The sequence below is a fragment of the Streptomyces coffeae genome, from assembly GCF_016741875.1.
In the GTDB taxonomy this organism is placed as follows: Bacteria; Actinomycetota; Actinomycetes; order Streptomycetales; family Streptomycetaceae; genus Streptomyces; species Streptomyces coffeae.
The window spans coordinates 203,840-226,883 of the sequence record NZ_JAERRF010000007.1 but is presented as its reverse complement, the minus strand read 5'-3'; the positions used below and the strand labels follow the sequence as shown (position 1 = coordinate 226,883).

General features: G+C 71.4%; 13 protein-coding genes and 1 pseudogene. 6 read left to right on the top strand and 8 right to left on the bottom strand.

What is annotated here, in order from left to right; all coding sequences use genetic code 11:
* The first annotated feature begins 134 nt into the window (after positions 1-134).
* On the top strand, positions 135-8,303 hold the full coding sequence (locus JK363_RS14180; protein ID WP_201875219.1) for a type I polyketide synthase: 8,169 nt from the start codon (positions 135-137) through the stop codon (positions 8,301-8,303).
* Positions 8,304-8,386: 83 nt separating this feature from the next.
* On the opposite strand, the gene JK363_RS14175 is transcribed toward JK363_RS14180, so the two are convergent.
* Both JK363_RS14175 and JK363_RS14170 read right to left on the bottom strand, forming a co-directional pair.
* Positions 8,387-9,607 (bottom strand): FAD-dependent monooxygenase, encoded by a 1,221-nt coding sequence (locus JK363_RS14175; protein ID WP_201875218.1) that lies wholly within the window; start codon positions 9,605-9,607, stop codon positions 8,387-8,389.
* Entirely contained in the window at positions 9,604-11,001 is a 1,398-nt protein-coding gene (locus JK363_RS14170; protein ID WP_201875376.1) for an MFS transporter, read from the bottom strand. Before JK363_RS14170 ends, JK363_RS14175 begins: the two co-directional genes overlap by 4 nt.
* Positions 11,002-11,282: 281 nt before the next feature.
* Here JK363_RS14170 and JK363_RS14165 point away from each other — a divergent pair, with 281 nt between their 5' ends.
* From JK363_RS14165 to JK363_RS14150, 4 genes are all read left to right on the top strand, one after another.
* Entirely contained in the window at positions 11,283-11,915 is a 633-nt protein-coding gene (locus JK363_RS14165) for a TetR/AcrR family transcriptional regulator (protein WP_201875217.1), read from the top strand.
* A gap of 388 nt (positions 11,916-12,303) precedes the next feature.
* Positions 12,304-13,443: an FAD-dependent monooxygenase gene (locus JK363_RS14160; protein WP_215910906.1), complete on the top strand. Its 1,140-nt coding sequence runs from the start codon at positions 12,304-12,306 to the stop codon at positions 13,441-13,443.
* 246 nt (positions 13,444-13,689) lie between these two features.
* Positions 13,690-14,631 carry a VOC family protein gene (locus JK363_RS14155; protein ID WP_201875216.1) on the top strand — a complete coding sequence of 314 codons (942 nt, stop codon included), beginning with the start codon at positions 13,690-13,692 and terminating at the stop codon, positions 14,629-14,631.
* 20 nt (positions 14,632-14,651) lie between these two features.
* Positions 14,652-15,632 carry a helix-turn-helix transcriptional regulator gene (locus JK363_RS14150; protein WP_201875215.1) on the top strand — a complete coding sequence of 327 codons (981 nt, stop codon included), beginning with the start codon at positions 14,652-14,654 and terminating at the stop codon, positions 15,630-15,632.
* 706 nt (positions 15,633-16,338) lie between these two features.
* Here JK363_RS14150 and JK363_RS14145 read toward each other — a convergent pair.
* A pseudogene (locus tag JK363_RS14145) lies at positions 16,339-16,551 on the bottom strand (transposase); the annotation flags it as partial.
* A 190-nt stretch (positions 16,552-16,741) separates the two neighbouring features.
* Between JK363_RS14145 and JK363_RS14140 the strand changes: the two are divergent.
* Positions 16,742-17,245, top strand: a complete 504-nt coding sequence (locus tag JK363_RS14140) for an SgcJ/EcaC family oxidoreductase (protein WP_201875214.1) — start codon at positions 16,742-16,744, stop codon at positions 17,243-17,245.
* A gap of 12 nt (positions 17,246-17,257) precedes the next feature.
* Here JK363_RS14140 and JK363_RS14135 read toward each other — a convergent pair whose 3' ends face one another.
* The 5 genes from JK363_RS14135 to JK363_RS14115 form a co-directional block, all read right to left on the bottom strand.
* Complete coding sequence (locus JK363_RS14135) at positions 17,258-18,649, bottom strand: sensor histidine kinase (protein WP_201875213.1); 1,392 nt, start codon at positions 18,647-18,649, stop codon at positions 17,258-17,260.
* Positions 18,646-19,347 (bottom strand): response regulator transcription factor, encoded by a 702-nt coding sequence (locus JK363_RS14130; protein ID WP_201875212.1) that lies wholly within the window; start codon positions 19,345-19,347, stop codon positions 18,646-18,648. The genes JK363_RS14135 and JK363_RS14130 overlap by 4 nt, the downstream gene beginning before the upstream one ends.
* Before the next feature lie 212 nt (positions 19,348-19,559).
* Positions 19,560-20,231: a trypsin-like serine protease gene (locus JK363_RS14125; protein ID WP_201875211.1), complete on the bottom strand. Its 672-nt coding sequence runs from the start codon at positions 20,229-20,231 to the stop codon at positions 19,560-19,562.
* Between the two features lie 627 nt (positions 20,232-20,858).
* Positions 20,859-22,199 carry a sensor histidine kinase gene (locus tag JK363_RS14120; protein WP_201875210.1) on the bottom strand — a complete coding sequence of 447 codons (1,341 nt, stop codon included), beginning with the start codon at positions 22,197-22,199 and terminating at the stop codon, positions 20,859-20,861.
* A 16-nt stretch (positions 22,200-22,215) separates the two neighbouring features.
* Positions 22,216-22,869, bottom strand: coding sequence for a response regulator transcription factor (locus tag JK363_RS14115; RefSeq protein ID WP_201875209.1), 654 nt, complete (start codon positions 22,867-22,869; stop codon positions 22,216-22,218).
* Positions 22,870-23,044: the final 175 nt, after the last annotated feature.

Here is a 23,044-nt window from a genome sequence, read left to right as displayed (position 1 = left end):
CCTAACCAACAATGCGGTCGCGGCAAACCGCGCCCCCTTGGCCCCCACGAACACCGTCCCCGCGGACTGCGGCGGTCGGTACAGTGTCCTGGCGGGAGCGCTGCCGTTCGCTCCGGGCCCGAAGGTGGTGGCGGATGGCCGAGGTTCGCGGCGAGCTGGTCCGGGCGCTGCCCGGCGTATTGCGGGCCCACGCGGTGCGACGAGGAGGAAGGACCGCGTTCCAGGATGCCCGGCGGACCGTGACCTACCGCGAGCTGGAGCAGCGCACCGGGCGGCTGGCCGGCCATCTGGCGGCGCTGGGCGTCCGGCGTGGGGACCGGGTGGCGCTCCATCTGGGCAACCGCGTGGAGTCGGTGGAGAGTTGCCTGGCGGTCCTGCGGGCGGGGGCGGTGGGGGTGCCGCTCGACCCGGGGGCGGCGGACGCGGAGCTGGCGTACTTCCTCGACGACAGCGGCGCGGTCGCGGTCGTCACCGAGGAGGCGCTGCTGCCCCAAGTGGCCCGGCTGGCCGCCGGACGACCTCAGTTGCGCATCGTGGTGGTGGCGGGCACGGACGCCGTGCCGAACGGGGCGCCCGCGGGTACGGTCGCGTTCGAGAAGCTGGCCCGGACGGAACCGGACCTTCCGCCCCACGACGACCTCGGCCTGGACGAGCCGGCGTGGATCCACTACACCTCGGGCACCACCGGGGCCAGTAAGGGCGTGGTCTCCTGCCAGCGCGCCTGGCTGTGGTCGGTGGCGGCGGCCTACGTCCCGCTGTGGGGGTTGGGAGCGCAGGACCGGTTGCTGTGGCCGCTGCCGGTGTTCCACGCCTACGCGCACTCGTTGTGTCTGATGGGCGTGGTCACGGTGGGGGCGGGCGCGTACCTCCTCGACCGGGGCGCGAGCGTCGCGGAGGCGCTCGCCGAGCAGCCGTTCACCGTCCTGGCCGGGGTGCCCGCCACGTACCACCTCCTGGTGGAGTCGGTGCGCGAGGGTCGAGGGCCGCTGCCCGGCCTGCGCCTGTGCGTGACGGCGGGCGCGCCGTGCCCGCCGGCACTGCGGGCGGACGTCGAGGAGTTGCTCGGCGCGCCGCTGCTCGACGCCTACGGCTCCACCGAGACCTGCGGGAAGATCGCGGTCAAGGGGCTCGGCGGACCCGGGGGCGACGACTCCAACGGCCCGCCGGTGCCCGGAGTCGAGGTCCGGCTGACCGATCCCGGCAGTGGTGAGGAGGTCGCCGACGGGGACGAGGGAGAGATCTGGGTCCGCGGTCCGAACCTGATGATCGGGTACCACCGCCGCCCGGACGAGACCGCACGGGCGTTCCGGGACGACTGGTACCGCACCGGGGATCTCGGCCGCCAGGTCCACCACGGCCACCTGCGGGTCACCGGCCGCGTCAAGGAACTGATCATCCGCGGGGGCGAGAACATCAACCCGGTCGAGGTCGAGCAGGTGCTGCTGGCCTGCCCCGGCGTCGCGGACTCGGCCGTCGTCGGCAGGCCGCACGACGCGCTGGGCGAGGTACCCGTCGCGTTCGTGGTCCCCGGCCCACACGGCGTCGACACCGATCGGGTACGCGCCCTCTGCCAGGAGCGGCTGTCGGGCTTCAAGGTGCCCGACGAGGTGTACGAGACCGACGCCGTGCCCCGCATGGCCACCGGCAAGACCGACCGCCCTGCGCTGGCCCGGCAGTTGGCCGAACGGCTGGCGGCGGAGCGTGTGGCCGCCGCATCCGCTCTGCGCGGGCGGCTTCTGGACCTGGCACCGTCCAGGCGGTACGACGCCGTACTGCGCATTGTCCTCGACTGCACGGCCCGGACGTGCGGTGAGCCGGCGCGGACCCTGGAGTCCGGCAGACCCTTCACCTCCTTCGGGCTCACCTCTCTCGGGGGCGTCCTGCTGCGCGACCGGCTCGGTGCGGCCACCGGTCTCGACCTGCCCGCGACCTTGGTGTTCGACCACCCGACACCCGCCGCCGTAGCGGAGTTCCTGTCCACCGCGCTGCTTGGCGGCCCGGTCCCGGCAGCCCGTACGAGCGGCACCAGCCCGCGTACGCCCTCCGAGGAGCCGGTGGCCATCGTCGCCATGGCGTGCCGCTACCCGGGGCACCCGGAAGACGTGGCCTCCCCTGAGGACCTGTGGCGGCTGGTCGCTGACGGCACCGACGCGACCTCGGACTTCCCCGCGGACCGCGGCTGGGATCTGGCCGGGCTCTTCGACCCCGACCCGGACCGGCTCGGCACCTCCGTCACCCGCCGCGGCGGCTTCCTGCGCCGGGCGGCCGACTTCGACGCCGCCTTCTTCGGGATGTCGCCGCGGGAGGCGCTGGCCACCGATCCGCAGCAGCGGCTGCTGTTGGAGACCACCTGGGAGCTCTGGGAGCGGGCGGGCATCGACCCGGCGGCGCTGCGCGGCAGCGACACCGGCGTCTTCGTCGGCGTGATGCACACCGACTACGGCGGGCGCCTCCTGCACAGCGGACCGCACGAACTGGAGGCGCATCTCGCGCTGGGCTCGGCGGGCAGCGTGGCGTCGGGCCGTATCGCGTACACCCTGGGCCTGTGCGGGCCCGCCGTCACGGTGGACACCGCGTGCTCGTCGTCGCTGGTGGCGATGGACTCGGCCGCGCGGGCGCTGCGGTCCGGCAGGTGCGCGCTGGCCGTGGCCGGAGGTGTCACGGTGATGGCCACCCCGGCGCCGTTCGTCGCGTTCAGCAGGCTGCGCGGGATGGCGCCGGACGGCCGGTGCAAGCCGTTCTCCGCCACGGCCGACGGCACCGGCTGGGCCGAGGGCGTCGGAATGGTCCTGCTGGAACGGCTCTCCGACGCCCGGCGCAACGGCCACCCGGTGCTGGCGCTGCTGCGCGGCTCGGCCGTCAACTCCGACGGCGCTTCCAACGGGCTGACCGCGCCCAGCGGCCCGGCCCAGCAACAGGTGATCCGCCAGGCCCTGGCAGACGCCGGGCTGTCCCCTGCCGACATCGACGCGGTCGAGGCGCACGGCACCGGTACCGCGCTCGGCGACCCCGTCGAGGCCCAGGCGCTGCTGGCCGTGTACGGGCGCGAACGGCCCGCCGACCGGCCGCTGTGGCTCGGCTCGCTGAAGTCCAACATCGGGCACACGCAGGCTGCCGCCGGGGTCGGCGGTGTCATCAAGACCGTCCTGGCCATGTACCACGGACGGCTCCCGCGCACCCTGCACTGCGAGGAGCCGTCGCCGCGCGTGGACTGGTCCTCGGGCACCGTACGGCTGCTGACACGGGAGCGGGAATGGGGCCCGGCGCCCGGCAGCCCGCGCCGCGCCGCGGTCTCCGCGTTCGGCATCGGCGGGACCAACGCCCACGTCATCCTGGAGCAGGCCGCATCCGAACCAGCCCCCGACGCCCCCGCTCCGTGGAAGGCGGCGCCTCCGCTGCTGCTCTCCGGCGCGGACCCGGAAGCTCTGCGCGCGCAGGCCCGGCAGACCGCGTCCCTGTTGCGGAGGCAGCCCCAACTGTCCCCGTTGGACGTCGCGTTCTCCCTGGCCACGACCCGTGCCGCGCTCGCCCACCGGGCGGCGGTGCCCGTCGGCGACCGCGCGTCGCTGCTGACCGCCTTGGACACATCGGCGGCGACCGGAACCAGCGGCATGCCGGAAACCACCGAGGCGGTCGCGCCCGCCGGGCGGCTGGCCCTGCTGTTCACCGGCCAGGGCGCGCAGCGGCCGGGCATGGGCCGGGAGCTGCACATGGCCTTCCCCGCGTTCGCCGCCGCCTTCGACGCCTTGTGCGACCGGTTCGATGCGTACGACGGGTTCGGCGGCAGCCGCCTGGACCGGCCGCTGCGCGCGGTGCTGTGGGCGGAGAAGGGCACGCGCGAGGCCGCCTCGCTGGACCGGACGGATGTCGCGCAGGCGGGCTTGTTCGTCTTCGAGGTCGCGCTGTTCCGGCTGCTGGAGTCGTGGGGAGTGCGGCCGGACGTGCTGGCCGGGCACTCGGTCGGCGAGCTGGCGGCGGCCCACGCCGCGGGCGTCCTGTCGGAACGGGACGCCGTGGAGCTGATCGCGGCCCGGGGCCGGCTGATGCGTCAACTGCCCGGGAACGGGGCCATGGTGGCCCTGGACGCCACCGAGGACGAGGCGGCGGAAGCACTGGCGGACGTCTCCGATCCGGCGGACCGGGTCGGGGTCGCGGTCGCGGCGGTGAACGGCCCGCGGTCGGTGGTCGTCTCCGGGGAGGAGGCCGCCGTACTCGCCATCGCCGACCGGTTCGCCGAGCGCGGCCGCCGCACGACGCGGCTGCCGGTCGGCCATGCCTTCCACTCGCCCCTGGTGGAGCCGATGCTCGCCGAGTTCGGTCGCGTCGCGTCACGGTTGGTGTACCAGGCGCCGCGCATCCCGGTGATGTCGGCGCTGACCGGGCGTCCGGCTGTCGGGGACGACCTGCGCTCGGCCGCGTACTGGGTGCGGCACGCCCGCGAGACCGTGCGCTTCGGGGACGCGCTGCACCGGCTGGCGTACGACGAGCGGGTCACCGCCTTCGCGGAGGTCGGGCCCGGCGCGCAGCTCACCGCGGCGGCCGTGGCCGACCCCGGCCTGGCCGGGGAGGGCGAGGGGCCGCTGTTCACGGCCGTCGTACGCGCCGGGGAGCCGGAGACGGAGACGGCCCTGACCGCGCTCGCCCGGCTGCATGTACACGGCCTGCCGGTGGACTGGCAGCGGGTGTACGCGGGCAGCGGAGCCCGGCGGGTGGAGCTGCCGACCTACCCCTTCCAGCGGCAGCGCTACTGGCTGGCCCACACCACCGCCCCCGCCCCGGCCGGGGACGGCCGCGGCCACCCGCTGCTGACCCAGACAACCACCGTGCCCGGTACGGAACGCCTGCTGTGCACCGGCCACTTGTCCGACGCGGCCCAACCGTGGCTGCGCGACCACGTCGTCGCGGGGCTGACGCTCGTACCCGGCGCCGTGTTCGCCGAGATGGTGCTCCACGCGGGCGAGGCGTGCGGGCTCGAGGTGCTGGAGGACTTCGCACTGGTGACTCCGCTGGTCCTGCCCGGCTCCGGCCGCCGGGTCCAGGTACAGGTGGTCCTCGGGGAACCGGACGGCGCCGGCCGCCGCACCGCTGACGTCCACACCCGCCCGGAGGAGTCGGGTGCGCTCGGCGCCTGGGCGCACCACGCGACCGGGCGGCTCGGCCCCGCCGCCGGTCGGCGGGGCCAGGACGCCGACACCGCCGCGTGGCCGCCCCCGGGTGCCTCGCCCGTGGACCTCACCGGTGCCTACGAGCGCCTGGCCGGCGCCGGTTACGCGTACGGCCCGGCGTTCCAGGGCGTCGCCGCCGCCTGGCGGCTGGACGAGGAGCTGTTCGCCGAGGTGCGGCTGCCGGAGGCGGCGACGGCCGACGCCCGGCGGTACGCCATCCATCCCGCGCTGCTGGACGCCGCGTTGCACGCCGAAGTGCTCGCCGACCCACCCGCCGGTCCCGCCCGGCTGCCCTTCGCCTGGCGCGGCGCGACCGTCTACGCCACCGGCGCCATGGCGCTGCGCGTACGGCTCCGCGCGACCGGCACGGACACGGTCACGGTGAACCTCGCCGACCACACGGGCAGGCCGGTGGCCCGGGTGGAGTCATTGACCACACGGCCGGTCCCGGAATCCATCGACGCCGTGGCCAGGGGACTGGTCGCGGCCGGAGGGCTGTACCGGCCGCGGTGGACCGGCATTCCGGTCGGCGGGGACGGTCCGGCGCTGACCGTGGCCGTGCCGGACGATATGGGTCTGCGCGCCACGCTGCCCTCCCCGCCCGCCGACGCAGGCGCCGCCCGCGAAACGGTCGTCGTCTCCCTGTCCGCCCCGTCCGCAGCCGCCGAATCCACCGATCCGGCTGCGGACACCCACACCATGACCACGCGCGCCCTGGAGCTGCTGCGAACCCGGCTGTCCGGTCCGGCGGCGCCCGGAGCGCGCCTGGTCGTGGTGACCCGTGGCGCCACCGGCCCGGTGCCGGACCTGCCCGCCGCCGCGGTGTGGGGCCTGATGCGCGCCGCGCAGTCGGAGTATCCCTGCCGCCTCACGGTGGTGGACACGGACGGCAGCCCCGAGTCGCTGCGCCTGCTGCCCGCCGCCATCGCCACGGGCGAACCCCAACTCTCCGTCGCGGAAGGCGCGGTGCGCGTCCCCCGGCTGGCGGTCGCCGAGGCCCTGTCCGGCGTCGGTGACGGTTTCTGTGAGGGCTTCGCGGGCGGCGGCACCGTACTGCTCACGGGCGGCACCGGCGCCCTCGGCAGCCTGCTGGCCCACCACCTGGTCAGTAGGCACAAGGTCCGGCACCTCGTCCTCATCAGCCGTCGCGGCCCACGGGCGGCGGGGGCGCGGCGACTGCGGACCGCGCTGGAACAGGCCGGTGCCCGCGCGGACATGATCGCGTGCGACGCCGCCGACCGCACCCGGCTGGCCACCGTCGTCAGTAAGTACGCGCCCGGCCTGACCGGCGTCGTACACGCCGCCGGGGTTCTGGACGACGGTGTACTGGAGGCGCTGACGCCCGAACGGCTCGCGGCGGTGCTGCGGCCGAAGGCGGACGCTGCCTGGAATCTGCACGAGCTGACGAAACATCTGCCCCTGTCGCACTTCGTGCTGTTCTCCTCGGCGGCCGCCATGCTGGGCCATCCCGGCCAGGCCAACTACGCCGCCGCCAACGCCTTCCTGGACGCTCTCGCGTACCACCGCGCCGCCCTGGGCCTGCCCGCGCTCTCCCTCATCTGGGGGCCGTGGGCGGACCGGGACGGGATGGCGGCCCGCACCGACCGGGCCCGGGCCGGCGTGCTGCGCGCGGTCTCCCCGGAGCAGGGCCTGGCGATGTTCGACGCCGCGCTGGGCAGCGGCGAACCGGTACTCGCCCCGCTGCTGCTCGACCATTCCCGGCCGTTGGCCCCCGCCGGCCCGCCGGTTCCACCGCCGCTGCTCGCCCTGCTGCGCCCGGCCCGCCCGACCGTCCGGTCCGAGGACGACGGCGGCATCAGGGCAACGGGGACCACGGCCGACAATCCGGGGAGCGCGACCGGGACCTGGCGGGAACGGCTGGCGGCGCTGCCCGCACCCGACCGTGCGCCCGCCGTGCTGGAGCTGATCCGCGAGGAGGTCGCCACGGTGCTCGGCCACCCGGACGCGACCGCCGTGGCCCCCGGCCAGCCCTTCACCGCGCTGGGCTTCGACTCCTTGACCGGGGTGCTGCTGCGCAACCGCCTGAGCGCGCTCACCGGCCTACCGCTGCCCGCCACCGTCGTGTTCGACCAGCCCAGCGCCGCGCAGTTGGCCGCCCATCTGTACGAGGAACTGAACGCGGCACTCCCCGAAGGCGCTGCCGCCGAGCCGGAACGGCCCGAGCCCGAGCCTGAGCCCAGGCCCGCGCCCGCGCCCGCGCCCGCGCCACACAGCACGACACGGCCACCGCAGACCCTCGCCTCCCTCTACCGGCGGGTGTGTGAGACGGGCGATGTCATATCGGCGATGCATCTGCTGGTGACCGCCTCGCTCGCGGTGCCCGCCTTCGACCGCGCCGACAGCACCCGGCACACGCTCGCGCCGCTGCGCCTGGCCGAAGGCGCCGGCAATCCCGCGCTCGTGTGCTTCCCCGGCTTCGCCACCAACCTGGGCAGACCCTGGTACGCGGCGATGGCCCCCTTCTTCGGCGGCGAGCGGGACGTCTTCGAGATCCAGCACCCCGGCGTCGACCACGGGGACACCGTCCCGCGCGACTGGGGGACACTTGTGGACCTGCACGCCGCCACCGCGCGGGAGCACCTCGGCGACCGCCCGTATGTCGTCCTCGGCTATTCGATGGGCGGCTACCCCGCCCACTCGGTGGCCGCCCGGCTCGCCGCGACCGGCACGCCGCCGGCCGGCCTCGTCCTCGTCGACACCTACCACGTCACGCCGGACCGCGAGGACGAGCCGTGGCTGCTCGCCCTGCCCGCCCGCCTCCCCCTCCAGATGGGCGAGCGGTTCGACACGGCGGTGGACGACATGTCCATGGCCGCACTGGGCGCCTACACCCGCATGGCCCGCGGCTGGCGACCGGAGCAGACCGACGTCCCCACGCTGCTGGTCCGTGCCACGGAACCGGTGCCGCAGATGCGGACCCACGGCGGGCGCGAGGCACGGGGCGGCGGTGACTGGCGGACCTCCTGGCTGGAGCCCCACGACACCGTGGACGTCCCCGGCAGCCACTGGAGCATGAACGAGGAGCACGCGGGCACGACGGCGGAAGCGATCCGGGCATGGCTCGGCACGCGCGCTGACCGGACGGGCCCTCGCATGCCGGACTGCGGGGGCGGCTGACGGACCGTCTGCTCATCCTCGGCCGTCACCAGCGCCGGGTCCGGCCCGCCGGTGACGCCCGTCATCGGCGGGTGTGCCCGGGCTCACGTCATGGGCATGAATTCGGGCAGGGTGAGGGCCGAATGGGCCGGTCGTCCCTCCGCGGAGGGCATGGCGCTGAGATTGCGCAGCATGTCGTTGCGCTGCTCCAGGGCCCGAGCGGTGGTCGGGAAGAGGGTGGCATCGCCCTCGCCGACCTGCTCCTGGTTCACGGTCACAAACTCACGGGTGTGGTGTTCGTAGGCAGCGAAGCCCGCGGCGTGGTCCCCGTCGGCCAGGGAACCGGCGAGCATGTACGCGCCGACGAGCGCGAGGCTGGAGCCCTGTCCGGTAAGGAACGAGGGCGCGTACGCGGCGTCGCCCACCAGCGCGACCCTGCCGCTGGACCAGCGGGGCATGCGGATCTGGCTGACCCCGTCGAAGAACAGGTCATCCGCGTCGCGCATGGCGGCAAGCATGCCCGGGACCTCCCATCCCGCGTCGGCGAAGGCCGCGGCGACCAGGTCCCGTTGGGCTTCCGGGTTCCGGAACGCGTCGAACGGCGGTTCCGGGTGGGCGAAGTTCAGGAAGGCGTGCACGTCGTCGTTGTCCCCCACGGCGTAGAGCGCCGCGGCCCTGCCCGGGGTGTTCCACATCATGGTCTCGTGGGAGAGCCCGAAGGTGTTGCGCATGGTGAATCCGGCGAAGCAGTAGCCGAGGTATCGGTGGAACCGCTCTTCGGGGCCGAACAGGAACTCGCGGGTACGTGAGTGCAGACCGTCCGCGCCGAACACCATGTCGAACGTACGCCTGCTGCCCCCGCGGAAGGTGACGTCGACGCCGTGGCCGGACTGGTCGAGGGTGTCGATGGAGTCGTTGAACAAGAACTCCACGTCGTCACGGACCGCCGTGTAGAGAGCGCCGGTCAGATCCCCGCGCCGCACCTCCAGGTCCCGTCCCGCGACACCGCCGGTGACGGTGTGCGGGTTGACCGAGGCCACCTCGCTGCCGTCCCCGTCGAGGAAGGTCAGCCGGCGCAGGTCGATGTGCGCGTCCCGCAGCCGCGGCAGGATTCCCATCCTCCGGACGACCTCGAGTGCGGTGCCGCGCACGTCGATGGGGTAACCACCGTCACGAAGTGTGCGCGCCTTCTCGACTACCGTGACCGCGAATCCGTAGCGGTTCAGCCAGAACGCGAGGGCGGGCCCCGCGACGCCGGCCCCGGATATCAGGACCTTGCGCCTCGGCGCGGTACGGATATCCCTCAACAGATCAGTGCGGGTCATTCCTTGACTCCTTTGCTCATGGTGCGGGCGACAAGCAGGGACAGCGCCGTGACGGCGCCGGCTATGACGAAGCCGGTGACGAAGGCCGATTCGGCCGGGACATCCGACCCGGAAGGGGTCCCGGCGGTGAGGAGCGCACCACCGACCTGCGAACCCACGGCGTAGCCGATCACGCGAGTCACCAGGACCAGGCTGGTGGCGATGCCGGTGTCACTCTGATCGACGGAAGTGGCGGTGCTGGTCACCATCGCCGTAACGCACAGGCCGTTGGCGAGCGAGATCATCACCTTGCCGACGATGAGGTGCCAGACCTCGGTGTGCACGGCTGCCAGGGCGATCAGGGCGGCGGCCATGATGAAGATCCCGGTGGTGACCACGGCACGCGAGCCGAAACGCCGCGCCCCGATCCCACTGATCGGCCCGGCCAGCGACGCGGCCACGGCGCCCGGCAGCAGGAAGAAGCCGATCTCGGTGGCGCCGGCCCCGAAACCGTACTCGTCGGCGGACACCGCGAACAGCTGCGGGACGAGATAGACCGCCACCGAGGTACCGACACACATCACGAACGTCAGCACACACGACTTCCACATCGCAGGCCGTGCCAGCATGCGCAGATCGACCATCGGCGAGGCCGCACGACGCTCAACGGCTGTCCATCCGGTCACGAAGGCGGCCAGAACCACGATGAGGGCGCCGAGTACGAGTGGCTGCGAGCCGATGTCGGGCGCCAGCGCGAGCACGAGCATGAGCGTGATCAGCGTCCCGCTCAAGAGAACCAGCCCGGGCCAGTCGACCCCGGCGCCGTCCGACCGGTCCGGCGGATCATGCGGCATCAGCCTGTTCACCAGCACGGTGGACCCGATGACCGCGATCGTCGGCAGCGCGAACATCCAGTGTCGGGACAGCCCTTCCGCCACGGGCCCGGCCGACAGCGTTCCCGCCATCCCGCCCCCCACGAATAACCCGCTGACCACCCCGATGGCCACCTTCGACTCTCCCGCGGGGAGGTGTTTGCGCACCAGGATGAACGACAGGGGCAGCGCGCCCACCATCGCCCCCTGCAGTACCTGACCGAGCAGCAGCACCGGCAGGTTCGGCGCCAGGGCGGACACCAGACCACCGGCACAGACCACGGCCATCAGCCGGATCAGGACCCGTTTCCCGCCGTAGCGGTCGCCGAACTTGCCTGCGACCGGTGTGACGAGCGCGCCGGTGATGAGGAGCACGATGCTGAGTAACGCCCCTTCGGCGGGGCTCATATCCAGCTCGCGTTGCAGGAGCGGGAGCGTCGGCGTCACCACCGACTCCAAGGCACCGGTGGCGACTGCCAGCATGCCGAGGGCCCCGACAGCGGCATTCCCGATGCGGACCGGGGGAGCCAGAGTTGCGGTCATGGTCGTCCTTTCCGTCATTTCCGGGCGAGTAAGGAGTCGGCCGTACGCGTAGCGCCGCCGCCTTGCCGGCCCGGCGCGGACACGGCGGCCATTCACGCGGGGCGCGGCGTGCATGGTGCTTCGTGGACAGGTCCGAGGTCGTCCGGCGGGGTGAACCCGGGGAAGCGGTACCCGAGGTGGCGCATGCACGGCTCCGCCGGGCTGAGCGGGTGTACGAGTGCGGGCCGTGGCAAGCCGATACTACACTACACCGTGCAGTGTAGAACGGTTAAGATGTGCCCATGCCGACCACGAAGACACTGCGCGAGGGGTCCACGCGGAAGCGGGCCGCCATCCTCTCGGCGGCCCGGGAACTGTTCCTCGCCGACGGCTTCGACCGGACCAGCGTCGACGCGGTCGCCGCCCGGGCCGAGGTGTCCAAGCGGACGGTCTACGACTACTTCGGCGACAAACAGACGCTGCTGCAAGCAGTCGTCGACGCCATCGGCCAGTCACTGATCACCACGATCCGGCACACCCTCGACGACACCCTCACCGACCTCACCGAGGTCGCCGACCTCGAGGACGCCCTGGTCACGTTCTCGATGCGCATCGCGACCGACATGCTCGACTCGGCGGAGTACGCAACGCTGCAACGACTGGTCCGGGCGGAATCCGGCCACCTGCCGCACCGGGGCTACAACTCCATGGCCGACACCCCCGACGAGGCACTTGCCGAGCGGTTCGCCGCCTTCGCCGCGGCCGGGCTGCTCGACGTCCCCGACCCCCGACTCGCGGCCGACCAGTTCATCGCGCTGACCTTCGGCGTCGCACTGGACAGGCTCGGTTCCGCGAATGCCGCGGAGGACACCCGCGTCCGGCCACTCGTCGTCGAGGGAGTGCGGACCTTTCTCCGGGCATACCGCACCATGTAGGGCTGGGGCAGCACGAAGGAACAGTGCGCCGTCAGCCCACATTCCTCCCTCTTCTCCTCCCCCTCCGCGAGTATGAGTTCATCTCAGTGGCGCTCGCGCCAGGGCTCGGCGGTCTGGCGTTCACCAGGATTCCGGTCCGGATCGTTGATCGGCGGGGGCCGTGGTCCCAGAGGTGAGCCCTGGGCGAGGACGCGGTGCGGGCGATGGGTGTTGTCCATCACCGATCCGGCTCATGCGCGCACACAAAGAGAGTTGACGTCGCCCAGCAGCTCCCGCGCCGGAATGTGGCAGCCGATTGCCGACGGCGGATGGTCACCGCCCGATTCGGATATGACCCAGTGCCGACGGAGCCTACGGTTTCGAAGAAGTCAGCGCTCTGGAGGCGTACATGAACAGGTGTCGCACTGCGCGGACGGCCGTGATCGTGGGTGCGGGCGTCGCTGGGCTCATAGCGGCCACTGCCCTGGCACGCGCGGGATGGCGGGTTGAGATCGCCGAGGTCAGCCCGTCAAGGGCGACGTCCGGCTGGGGGTTGTGCCTGACCGGTCCTGCGCTGCGCGCGCTGAACGAGCTGGGTCTCGCGGACGCCTGCCTGGCCGCGGGCTACGGCATGACCGGGATCACACACGTCGACGTGCGGGGCGAACCCGCGGGCGAGGTCCCGTTGCCGCGCCTGCTCGGTGCGGGGCAGCCGGGGATGGTCGGCATCGCACGCCCCGTACTGCACCGCGTCCTGCACGCGGAAGCCGAGCGGTGCGGTGTGGTGGTGCGCCACGGACTGACCGTCGTGGCCGTGGACCAGGACGGGGAGCTGGTCCGCGTGCGGTTGTCGGACGGGACGGCCCGGCAGGTGGCGCTGTTGGTGGGCGCGGACGGGATCCGCTCGTCGACACGGAGCCTGCTCGGTCTGAAGACCTCGCTCGACTATCACGGTCAGATGGTCTGGCGGGCACTGGTGCCCCGCCCGCGGTGGGCCACCGGGATCCATCACTTCGCCGGGATGACCGACACCGCGGGCCTCGTGCCCATCTCGACCAGGCAGGCGTACGTGTTCCTGACGGAGAACGGAGTGGAGCAGAGCGTCCTGCCCGAGGCCGACCTCGCCCCACGCCTGCGGCAGTTGCTGGAGCCCTTCCCCGGCCGGGTGGAGGAGATCCGGCCTCTGGTGTCCGGAGCGGAGTCGGGGGCGCCATCGGTGGTGCGGCGTCCGGTGCGGACGACATTTCTGGAGGGCGCCTGGAACCGGGGCAACGGCGTGGTCATCGGTGACGCCGCGCACGCACCCGCGCCACAGATGGCCAGCGGCGCGGCCTTGGCCATCGAGGACGGTCTGCTGCTGGCCCAGGAGCTTGAGCGGCACGAGTCGGCCGGGTCGGGGCTGGAGGCGTTCATGAGCCGGCGCGCGCAGCGGTGCCGCACGCTCGTGGAGACCTCGGTGGCCATCGCGGGCCTGGAACGGGCGCAGCGCCACCACGATGCCCATCCGCTGGTCGATGCCTGTCACCGGCTGATGGCCGAGCCCGCGTGACCATCCGGCGCGAAGAGACGACCGGCAGCGACCGGTGACGGACGAGGAGAGACAGGTGCCCGCCATGAGTTCCATGACTTCCCGCACCCTGCCCGAGGCGCGGCAGTGGCAAGACGGCCCGGATGTTCCCCGGCGGCAACATGGGCGAGGGACCCGTGCTGCCCACTGTCCTCGACTGGCTGACCGAACGACGGAGCTGAACCACTCGCCTGGCCGAGCTGAACCCCGTACCCAAGGGAGTGCCCCATGAGCAACAGCAGTCTGATCACACACCTGCGGCACATCGACGTTGCCATGCCCAACTTCGCCGAACAGCGCCGCTTCTACACCGAGTTGTGGGGCTTGACGGAGACCGCCGCCGACACCGGAGTCTCGTTCCTGGCCGCCGAAGGCTCCCCGGAGCAGTACGTCGTGCGGCTGCGCGACGACGCCCACAAGCGCACCGACCTCATCGCCTTCGGGGCCGCCGGCGCCGACGATGTCGACGCCCTGGCCGTGCAACTGATCGCCCAGGGCGTGACGTTGGTCCATGAGCCGAAGCCGCTGGACACACCCGGAGGCGGCTACGCGGTCCGCTTATTCGACAACGAGGGCCGTGTGGTCGAGGTCTCCGCCGACGTCACCGCGCGTCGGCACCGCAAGGTCGAGGCCCGCGAGTCGGTCCCCGTGCGCCTCTCCCACGTACTGATGAACTCCCCCACCCCCGAGACCACGGTGGCCTGGTACATCAAGCATCTGGGCTTCCGCCTCTCGGACACCATGTGCCTGGGCGATCGCGGCGAGATCATGTGGTTTCTGCGGTGCAACACCTTCCACCACAGCTTCGGCATCGTGCGCGGACCGCACGCGGCCTTCCACCACGCCTCCTTCGAGATGCGCGGAATCGACGAGTTCATGCGCGGCACCGGAAGGATGCGACGCCTGGGGATCGAGCAGCTGTGGGGGCCGGGGCGGCACCGTGCCGGTGACAACTCCTTCAGCTACTTCCTCGACCGGGCGGGCAACACCGTCGAGTACACCACCGAGCTGGAGATCCTGGACGAGGACACCTGGCACCCCCACCTCTACGACCTGCGCGACCCCGCCAACGCGGATCAGTGGGGCACGGCCACACAGATGGACGAGTGCATCGCGGCCAAGTCCCACAACGACGTCGACCCCGGACTGTTCGTCGCCCCACCCATGTGAGCGAAGGTGAACCCGACAGCGTGCCGACGCCCCTGCGCAACCACCTCATCACCACGTCCCAGAACCCCGCCGACCTGCTCAACGCCGCCACCCGTCTGTTCGGCGGCGCGATCACCACATCACCCCTGGACGAGCTGTGCGGTGGAGATCACGAACTGCGCGGCGTCGCCGCTCACGACTTCGCGGTGGGCTACTTCGCCTCGCCGCTCGATGTGCGCGTCGCCTCGGCCAAGGGCCGTGGCCGCGGCTCCTACTTCGTCAATATCGGTGTATCCGGTGCGATCTCGGCAGCGTGCGGCGGCCTGCGGGCGACCCTCGACGAGGCGACGGCAGGCGTCGTCAACCCCGGTGATACCCAGGAGCTGCGGCCTCTGCGCGGCCGGAGGACGCGGTTCTTGGGGCTGCGGATCGACGCCGCCCTGGTCGACGAGGCATTCGCCGCGCTGACCGGGCATCCGCCGGTGTCCACCGTGTGCTTCGATTTCGCCCTCGACCTGGCCGAACCCAAGGGCCGGGCCGTGCGGCTCCTCGTCCGTTCCCTCCTGGAGCAACTCGACTCGGACGACCCCCTGTTCCAGCGCACAGAGCTGCAACGCAGCCAGCTGCGATCCATCGTCACCGCCCTGCTCCTGGCCCAGCCGCACTCACACACCGGCGAGCTGCGGGACGGTCCGCCACCCGGCCATCCGCGCCCTTTGCGCGCGGCCCTCGCGTTCATCGAGGCGAATCTCACCGAGCACATCAGCCTCGGCGACATCGCTCGTGCGGCCACCTGCTCCCCCAGGACCGTCAGTTCCGCATTCCGCGACCGGCTCGGCCTGTCGCCCATGTCGTACGTACGCAACCTGCGGCTCGACCGGATCCGTGCGGACATCCTCGCCTCCACGGACCCCGTCGGCGAGATCGCCTACCGGTGGGGCGTGGTCCACCTCGGCCGCTTCGCCGCCGCATACCGCCACCGCTTCGCCGAACTCCCCTCCGCCACAGCGGCCCGAAGGTGACCCCGGAGGCCTGACAAGGCTGACGCGCGGACGAGTCACATGAAGCGTATGGTCGTATACGGACCTTCGGAGGGTGGATGCCACGCTGCTCCGCTCTCGGTTTCGGGACGGACAGGCGGAGGGCCTGGCGTGTTGCCTTCCAGCCTCCCACCGACATCCGATGGTCGAGAATGGCATGGTGACGGGCGGCGCACCGCCCCCTTCGGGATCGAAGCGCAATGCCCGTTCGCTGCGCTGCTGGAACACCGCGGCTGACGTGCTTTCGCGGCTGCCTTGATCAGAAGACAAGCGCATAACTTGCCGGCTCCGGCCAACTCCTCAGCTGATTACCCCTGTCGCCACGCAGGCGGTCACCACGTCACCAGAGAGGTCACTTCTCGCCATCAGCAAGAACGCCTTCGATGCTGCACCCCAGATCGCCGAGCGGGCACTGCGCCCGCCGGCAGCGAATGGCCGCCGCACCAGTGCAACCGCCGCGAACAACGCCGAGATCCTCGCGCTTCGTCATGAGGTCGCCGTACTCCGCCGACAGGTCGAGCGGCCGCGACTCTCGTGGGCCGATCGTGCCCTGCTCTCCGCTCTCGCTCGGCACCTGCCATCCGCACTTACGCCGCCACCGACTGGTCACCCCGGGCACGCTGCTGGTCTGGCATCGGCGTCTGGTGCGCTGGAAGTGGCGCCACACATCAGCCGGACCTGGCCGGCCACCATTGCCGGAGCGAACGCCGGCTATCTCCACCGGGCCGACGTCAGTCAATACGGTCTTGCTGCGTTTGCCGTTGCGGGAGTTGCCGCCGTTCTTGCCTGCCGGGTCGTGCTTGTCGTAGCCGAGGTGGTCGGTGATCTCGCCCTCGAGAGCGGACTCCAGCAGCCGCTTGGTCAGTTGCTGGAGCAGCCCGCCCTCGCCGGTCAACTGAAGGCGAAAGCCCTCAAGATCCCCACGCGTTGGGTTACGCCACCGGCGCGCAGCGTGATTTGGATGTGCCCTAACTCTGCCCTGTACCGGACATGCACGGGCCTTAACCAGCGCGAAGAGAGTCTGGAACCACTCCGCACAGCACGGCACGCGGAGCAGGAGAAAGACAGATCACGCGAAACTGGAGACAGTGATGACCCGTCGTTCCATATCCAAGCGCGCAGCCGTCGTGACCGCCGCGGCCGTCGTCACCGTGGGGACCGTCGCTGTCGGCGTCAGCCTGGCCGGGCCGCAGTCCGCAGGGAACCGGCCCACCCAGAAGCAGATTGCTTCGCTGTTCGACGACTGGAACGCCGCGCTGCAGACGGGCGACTCGGCCAGGGTGGCGGACCTGTACACGCAGGACGCAGTCCTGCTGCCCACCGTCTCCAACGAGGTACGCACCGACCGCGCAGGCATCGTCGACTACTTCGACCACTTCCAGCAGGGCAAGCCGGTCGGCAAGAAGGTCCAGACGATTGTCAAGGTTCTCGACCGCAACTCCGCGATCGACACGGGCGTGTACGCGTTCAGCCTCACCGACCCGAAGACGGGCAAGGAGCGGGTCGTCGAGGCCCGGTACACCTACGAGTACGAGAAGATCGACGGCGAGTGGCTGATCACGAACCACCACTCCTCGGCGATGCCGGAGGGCTGACCGCCGGGCCGGTCAGCCGCCGGCCCGCAGGCGAATCCTCACTTCCAACCCCCCGCCGGGAGCGTCCCGGAGCGTCACGGATCCGCCGTCGTCCATCACCAACTGCCGGACGACGGCGAGGCCGAGCCCGGAGCCGCCCCGGCCGGTGAGGCCCTGGCCGCGCCAGAAGCGGTCGAAGGCGCGGGACTTCTCCGGGCCGGACATGCCCGGCCCCTCGTCCAGCACCGAGAGCACCACTTCGTTGCCCTGCGCGTCTGCCCTCACGGTGATGGTGCCGTCGTCGGGAGACACCTCCAAGGCGTTCGAAAGCACGTTGTCCAGGACTTGTTCCAGGTGTCCGGGGCTGGTCAGCACCAGTTGCCGGCCGCCGACGCTCTTCCTGAGCACGATGGTCACCCCGCGCTCGTCGGCGGCCGGCCGCCACACCGCGAGCCGCTCCTCCACGATGTCCCGCAGCGACAGCGGCTCCGCGGCCGTCCCCTTGGCCTCGGCCCGGGCCAGCACCAGCAGGCCGTTGACGAGGCGGCTCATCCGGACCACCTCGGCGGTGGCCTGCTCCACGTCCTCCCGTACGAACTCGTCGTCCACACCGTCTGCGATGTTGTCCAGCGACAGCCGCAGCGCTGTGAGGGGAGTGCGCAGCTGGTGCGAAGCGTCCGCCACGAAGATGCGCTGTGCGGCGACGAGCGTGTCAAGGCGTTCCGCGCCCTGGTTGAGCGTGCGCGCCAACGTCTGGGTCTCCGGCGGCCCCGTCACCGGGGACCGTGCGGTGAGGTCCCCGTCGCTGAATCTGCTTGCCATGCGATTCAGTTCGCGCAGCGGCCGGGTGATCCGGCGGGCGACCACCGCCCCGATCGCGGCAGCCGCCGCGAGGACGAGCGCCGCGAGCCCGGCGCGGAAGCCCCAGATCAGCCACAGCCGGTCGGTCATGTCCGAGGTGGCGTACACGACCCGGACGGCACCGACCACGGGCCCGGCTCCGGGCTCCTCCCCGGCCTGCCGTCCGGCGGCGGGCTGCCCGTGCGCGGGGACCGTGACCACCAGGTGCTTTCCCCAGATGAAATCGGACCCCCAGTCGTTCGCGGGCGTGCCCTCCCGCAGGGCCCGGGTCAGGTCCGTGCCCGCCGCCGGCGCCGGGAGGCCGGGGTGGCAGGCACCCACGGGGGTCACCTGCACCTTGCCGGGGGTCTCGCGTCCGTAGGCCCGGGCCATCCGCTCCAGCGCGTCACACGACGTGCGGTCGCCGTTGCCCAGCAGCAGCGCCATGGTCTTCGCCTCGCGCTGCACGGACAGCAGCGTGTCCCCCCGCAGCTGGCTCGTCAGCGTGAACGCCACCGGCACGGTGAACAGGAAGATGGCCACCGCGACGAGCAGGATGTAGCTGCGGATCAGCTGGCGGTTCACGGGGCGTCGTCACCGCTTCCGCCGGGCACGACCTCCAGCCGGAAACCCACTCCGCGCACGGCGTCAATGATGATCGCGTCCTTCAGTTTCCGCCGCAGCGCCGACACATGGACGTCCAGCGTCTTCGTCGGGCCGAACCAGTTCGCGTCCCAGACCGCCTCCATGATCTGCTCGCGGGATATCAGCGCGCCGGGCTCCTCGGCGAGGAAGGCCAGCAGGTCGTACTCCTTCGGCGCGAGCACCACCTCCTCACCGCCCAGGTAGACGCGGGCGGCCTTTCGGTCGATGGTGAGGCGGGGGCCGTAGCGGTCCGGGCCCTTTTCCGCTTCCGCCCCGATGGGGCGGGCCTGCGCGCGCCGCATTACCGCCCGTATCCGCGCGATGACCTCGCGCACCCCGAACGGCTTGGACACGTAGTCGTCAGCCCCGAGTTCCAGCCCGACCACCCGGTCCGTCTCGTCACTCCGCGCGCTGATCACGATGATCGGCACGGTGCCTTGCTCCCGCAGAGCCCGGCACACGTCCAGGCCGTCTGTGTCGGGCAGGCCGAGGTCGAGGAGCACGACGTCGTAGGGTTCGCAGTGTTCCAGGGCGGCGGCACCCGTCGTGACCCAGGCAACCTCGAAGCCGTAGCGACTCAGGCCCCGCCGCAGGGACTGAGCCACCGGTTCATCGTCCTCAACCAGAAGTACGCGCACGGACGCACTTTAGCTATAGCTAAGCCAGGGCGACCACAGCAACCGGAAGCATCCCCCGCCTCGCCCCGCCAGAGCTTCCACAGGCCGTAGATGACGGGTGGTCGGCGTGGGTGCTCGGCGGAGTGTAGTGGTAGATGCGTGCGAGGATCGCCCAGGCATGCGATGCGCGTGACCACCGGTGGCCAGGGTATGCCCTCGCGGATGGAGCTCTCTCAGATCCCGGTCGCCTTCTTGATCCAGTCCCGGTTGATGGCTCCGTTGCTGTCGGTGCTCCAGATGGTGGGGCCACCCGCGAACCACATGCACAAGTCGCCTTCCGTGTAGACGGTGCCACCGCTCACGACGCCGATCAGCGTCAGACCGCTCTTGCCGTCTGAGCGGAGGACAGGCCCGCCGGACTCGCCTACGAAGGCGACGGCTTTGCCGAGGGCAGATGCCGACCCGGTCATGCCGTAGCTGCCATCGGGGCCGTACGAGGTGATCTGCTGTTCGGCGACGACTCCCAGCCCTCCCCGGCCGTAGCCCATGGCATACACGACATCGCCGGCTTGGGGCGGCGGGTCGGTGCCGGCGGCCAGCTGGACGTACCCGTCGATCACGCTCCCGGTCTTTGCTCCGTCCAGAGGCGAGGCAAGGTGAAGCAGCGCCATGTCGCCGGCCGGAGCCTTGTACTGCTGGTCGACTCGGACGCTCTTCCCGTCACCCCGCTCGACGCTGTACCCCGTGTCCCCAAGGCAGGGGTTGGCGGTCAGTACCCAGCGCGAGCCGATCAGGGCTCCCGAGAACCTGTAGCCATCGTCGGCACCGATGCCTACGACAGAGCTGGGGACGGGCTGCGAGTTGAGGCTGCCGCGGGGTGCATACGCAGTCTCGGTGGAAGCCATCGGGACGGCGTCGGCTCCGGCTGCTGCCGGCGCAGCCCCTCGTGCTGCTCGCCTTGTCCTTCGCGGTGGCGGTGTCATGTGTCTGTTCCTTCCAACGTGCTCTACCACTCCTCGAGTCGAGGGGAACTGGCGGAGCGCTGGGCGTGTTGAGTCCGGTCAGTTCGATGTCGTCGATCCTGGCGGAGCCGCCGGAGATCAACGGACGTCGGCGGACCTTTCCAGCGTGGGTCGGGGACCGAGCCGTCCGGTCATACCCGGGAGGGAGATGACCTGACGCTGTGTCCGTTTCGGGTCGGCGGTGACCGGCTCCTTACCGGCACATCCGGCTCATCCGGCTCATGGGGCAAGCCCGACCGGTTTCGGCACCTGTCTGGTGCTCCATGCCGTCGGCCCGCGTCCGCGGCCGTCACTCGCCACCTGTACCGCGCGGCACGTGGGATGTGTGGCACCAAGAGTGCTCTGTGTTGTGAGGTCCGGATAGCGTAGAACTACGCGCATCTGTGCGGTATTTGCGCCAGACCGGCAATCGGCGTTCTACGGAAGGGCGGCCGAGATGACGCCGACGATGCGCGCGGGGCGGCGCTGTCGGGACAGGGCGCGGGGCAGGGAAAGGAGGGGCAGGGGATTTCACCGCCATCGCGATGCCCAGGAGGGCGCCCCGGCGGGACCCGGTGGTGACGGTGCCGACGGCGAGGACGGTGAACAGGACGCCGGGGGTGTGGATGTGGGCGTTGTTGACGGCTTCGAAGGAGACGGCGGGCTCGGCCGTTGCCGTGCGGTGGGGAGTTGGGGCAGGGTGACGTGGATCTCCAGACCGCCGCCGCTGGGGTTGGGGCGCGCGGTGACCGTTCCGGCGTGGGCTTGGACGATGGAGCGGACGATGGACAGGCCGAGACCGGCGCCTTCGGCGGAATCGATGCGTTCGGTTCCCATCCGCCGGAACGGCTCGAACAGGTTCGGTATCGCCTCTGCCGGCACCAGTGGTCCGGTGTTGCGGATGACCAGTCCGGCGCGTGCGGAGGTGTGCAGGTGTATGTCGCCGCCGGGGCGGTTGTGTCGGCCGGCGTTCTGGATGAGGTTGGTCAGGAGCTGGGTGAGGAGTACGGGGTCGCCCAGGACGGTGACCGCGTGCAGGTCCAGGTGGAGCGTGATGTCGGCGGCTTTGGCGTCGGCCGCGTGCTGGTCGGCCACCGCCTCCGCCATCTCCCGCAACGCCACCGGTTCGCGATGGAGAAGGCCCCGGTCGCTCTGTGCGAGCAGCAGGAGCCCGTCGATGAGCCGCTCGGCGCGGCGGTTGGCGTCGAGGAGTTGTTGGCGGACCGTGGCGAGTTTCTCGGGGGAGGTGGTGGCACCGCCCAGTCCGATCTGAAGGGTGGCGCGTTGGATGGTCAGGGGGGTGCGCAGCTCGTGGGAGGCGTTGGCGATGAATCGGCGTTGACTGTCGAAGGCGCGTTCCAGCCGGGCGAGCAGCGCGTCGAAGGTGTCGGCGAGTTCCTTGAACTCGCCGCGGGGGCCGGGCAGTGCAATCCGTTCGTGCAGGTTCTCCCAGGAGAGCCGCTGGGCGGTGGTGGTGATGCGGTGCACCGGGCGCAAGACGTGGCCTGAGAGCCACCAGCCCACCAGGACCGCGGTCAGGGCCAGGACGACCACTGCGATGACGGAGATGGTGAGCAGCTCTGCCAGCATGGCGTCCTGGGCCCGGGAGACGGCCTTCTCCAGCTCGGGCGGCAGTTTGTCGGTCACCCCTGTGCTGGGTGGCCCGGTGCCGGCGGGGGGCTGGGCGCCGGGCGGCAGTATTCTGTCGCCACCGGTGACGGTGACAGGCTGGCCCATGCTCTGCCGGGTCCACAGGTAGGTGACGGTGAGCAGGATCGTGCCGGAGAGCAGGAGCAGCCCGCCGTAGAGAGCGGTCAGCCGGACCCGCACGGTGGGCGGCAGTCGGCGGGAGCGTGGGCCGGCGGGGTGCATGGATGGGCGCTCCTGGTCAGATGCGGTAGCCGACGCCGGGCAAGGTTTCGATCACCGGAGGCCGGCCGAGTTTGGCGCGCAACCGGGAGATGGTGATGCGGACCACGTTGGAGAACGGATCCGCGTTCTCGTCCCAGGCACGTTCCAGCAGTTCCTCGGCGCTGACCACGGCGCCGCGGGCGCTCATGAGGACGTGCAGGACGGCGAATTCCTTGCGAGACAGCAACAGGTACCGTCCGTTGCGGTGTGCCTGCCGCTTGGGAAGGTCGATCACGATGCCGTTGCTTTCCAGGACCGGCGGCAGGGCCGGGTGGGCACGGCGGGCGAGTGCCTGGATGCGTGCGACGAGTTCGTCGTACTCGAACGGCTTGGGCAAGTAGTCGTCGGCGCCGAGGTGCAGGCCCTCGACCCGGTCGGTCAACGAGGCGGCGGCGGTGAGCATGAGGATGCGGGTACGCACCCCGGCCTCGGCCAGTTCCCGGCAGATCTGGTCGCCGTGAACGCCAGGAAGATCCCGGTCCAGTACCAGGACGTCGTAGTCATTGACCGCCAGGCGCTGCTGTGCGGCGGGGCCGTCGTAGGCAACGTCGACCGCCATCGCGTGGTCGCGCAGGCCGACGGCGACCAGATCGGCGAGGACCCGTTCGTCCTCGGCCACCAGTACGCGCATCCTGGCTCCTTTTTTCGTGCCCGGCGATTTTTTTCGTGCCCGGCGATCCCCGATCGTTCCAGGAGTACCTGAGACGTGCTTTCACGGGCGTAACAGCATTCTGTGACGCCCGTGAAAGGCCGGGCCGCGTACTTCTGGATGCCCGGCGGCCGACACCGGCCGCCAGGCGAGAAGG